We start from the raw sequence: 2,961 nt of genomic DNA, 5'->3' as shown, positions 1-2,961 counted from the left end.
GTTGCGTTATCCGCAATTGTCTTGGGTGTTATATAGTCAAGCCGCACGAGCAATTAGTACTGGTTAGCTCAACGCCTCGCAGCGCTTACACATCCAGCCTATCAACGTCCTGGTCTTGAACGGCTCTTCAGGGCCCTCGAGGGGCCAGGGAGATCTTATCTTGGAAGGGGCTTCCCGCTTAGATGCCTTCAGCGGTTATCCTATCCGAACATAGCTACCGGGCAATGCGTCTGGCGACACAACCCGAACACCAGAGGTTCGTCCACTCCGGTCCTCTCGTACTAGGAGCAGCTTTCCTCAAATCTCCAACGTCCACGGCAGATAGGGACCGAACTGTCTCACGACGTTCTAAACCCAGCTCGCGTACCACTTTAAATGGCGAACAGCCATACCCTTGGGACCGGCTTCAGCCCCAGGATGTGATGAGCCGACATCGAGGTGCCAAACACCGCCGTCGATGTGAACTCTTGGGCGGTATCAGCCTGTTATCCCCGGAGTACCTTTTATCCGTTGAGCGATGGCCCTTCCATACAGAACCACCGGATCACTATGACCTGCTTTCGCACCTGCTCGACGTGTCTGTCTCGCAGTTAAGCGGGCTTGTGCCATTACACTAACCGCATGATGTCCGACCATGCTTAGCCCACCTTTGTGCTCCTCCGTTACGCTTTGGGAGGAGACCGCCCCAGTCAAACTACCCACCACACAGTGTCCTCATCCCCGGTAAGGGGACCAAGTTAGAACCTCAAACATGCCAGGCTGGTATTTCAAGGTTGGCTCCACCCGAACTGGCGTCCGAGTTTCAAAGCCTCCCAGCTATCCTACACAAGCATGCTCAAAGTTCACTGTGAAGCTATAGTAAAGGTTCACGGGGTCTTTCCGTCTAGCCGCGGATACACCGCATCTTCACGGCGATTTCAATTTCACTGAGTCTCGGGTAGAGACAGCGCCCCCGTCGTTACGCCATTCGTGCAGGTCGGAACTTACCCGACAAGGAATTTCGCTACCTTAGGACCGTTATAGTTACGGCCGCCGTTTACCGGGGCTTCGATCAAGAGCTTCGGACGAATCCTAACCCCATCAATTAACCTTCCGGCACCGGGCAGGCGTCACACCCTATACGTCCACTTTCGTGTTTGCAGAGTGCTGTGTTTTTAATAAACAGTCGCAGGGGCCTGGTATCTTCGACTGGCTTCTGCTCCACCCGCAGGGGTCTCACATACAACCAGCGTGCCTTCTCCCGAAGTTACGGCACCATTTTGCCTAGTTCCTTTACCCGAGTTCTCTCAAGCGCCTTGGTATTCTCTACCTGACCACCTGTGTCGGTTTGGGGTACGGTCTTGAATAGCCTGAAGCTTAGAAGATTTTCCTGGAAGCATGGCATCAATGACTTCTCGCCCGTGGGCAATCGTCGTCGCATCTCGGCATTGTGGACCCGGATTTGCCTAAGTCCACTGCCTACTTGCTTAAACCGGGACAACCGTCGCCCGGCTCACCTAGCCTTCTCCGTCTCTCCATCGCAGCTATCCAAGGTACGGGAATATTAACCCGTTTCCCATCGACTACACCTTTCGGTCTCGCCTTAGGGGCCGACTCACCCTGCGCCGATTAGCGTTGCGCAGGAAACCTTGGTCTTCCGGCGTGGGAGTTTTTCACTCCCATTATCGTTACTCATGTCAGCATTCGCACTTCTGATACCTCCAGCAAGCTTCTCAACTCACCTTCACAGGCTTACAGAACGCTCCCCTACCCCGCATACAAAGTATGCAGCCGCAGCTTCGGTGACCAGTTTGAGCCCCGTTACATCTTCCGCGCAGGCCGACTCGACTAGTGAGCTATTACGCTTTCTTTAAAGGATGGCTGCTTCTAAGCCAACCTCCTAGCTGTCTGAGCCTTCCCACATCGTTTCCCACTTAACTGGTACTTTGGGACCTTAGCTGGCGGTCTGGGTTGTTTCCCTCTTCACGACGGACGTTAGCACCCGCCGTGTGTCTCCCGGATAGTACTCACAGGTATTCGGAGTTTGCATCGGGTTGGTAAGCCGAGATGGCCCCCTAGCCGAAACAGTGCTCTACCCCCTGTGGTATTCGTCCGAGGCGCTACCTAAATAGCTTTCGGGGAGAACCAGCTATCTCCGGGCTTGATTAGCCTTTCACTCCGATCCACAAGTCATCCCCTGGCTTTTCAACGACAGTGGGTTCGGTCCTCCAGTGCCTGTTACGGCACCTTCAACCTGCTCATGGATAGATCGCCCGGTTTCGGGTCTATGCCTAGCGACTCATTCGCCCTATTCAGACTCGGTTTCCCTACGGCTCCCCTAAACGGTTAACCTCGCCACTAAACATAAGTCGCTGACCCATTATACAAAAGGTACGCCGTCACGGAATAAATCCGCTCCGACTGCTTGTACGCATACGGTTTCAGGGTCTGTTTCACTCCCCTCACAGGGGTTCTTTTCGCCTTTCCCTCACGGTACTGGTTCACTATCGGTCAGTCAGGAGTATTTAGCCTTGGAGGATGGTCCCCCCATGTTCAGTCAATGTTTCTCGTGCATCGACCTACTCGATTTCACTGAACTCAGGTTTCGGATACGGGGCTATCACCCACTATGGCGGCACTTTCCAGAGCCTTCTCCTACCAGTTGTTCAGCTTAAGGGCTGGTCCCCGTTCGCTCGCCGCTACTGAGGGAATCTCGGTTGATTTCTTTTCCTTCGGGTACTTAGATGTTTCAGTTCCCCGAGTTCGCCCCGCACAGCTATGTATTCACTGTACGGTACCGACCCGAAAGTCGGTGGGTTCCCCCATTCAGAGATGCCCGGATCATCGCTTGTTTGCCAGCTCCCCGAGCCTTATCGCAGGCTTCCACGTCTTTCATCGCCTCTGACTGCCAAGGCATCCACCGTATGCGCTTAGTTGCTTGACTATATAACCCCAAGACAACTGAATAACTTCCTAAGAAGT

1 rRNA gene is annotated in these 2,961 nt (G+C 53.9%); it reads right to left on the bottom strand.

Annotated features, from left to right (window positions below):
• Positions 1 to 32: 32 nt before the first annotated feature.
• Positions 33 to 2,923, bottom strand: a 23S ribosomal RNA gene (locus BY454_RS16150).
• Positions 2,924 to 2,961: the final 38 nt, after the last annotated feature.

Source organism: Marinobacter persicus (assembly GCF_002934325.1).
GTDB classification, from domain to species: domain Bacteria; phylum Pseudomonadota; class Gammaproteobacteria; order Pseudomonadales; family Oleiphilaceae; genus Marinobacter; species Marinobacter persicus_A.
This window is presented reverse-complemented; position numbering and strand designations above follow the sequence as displayed.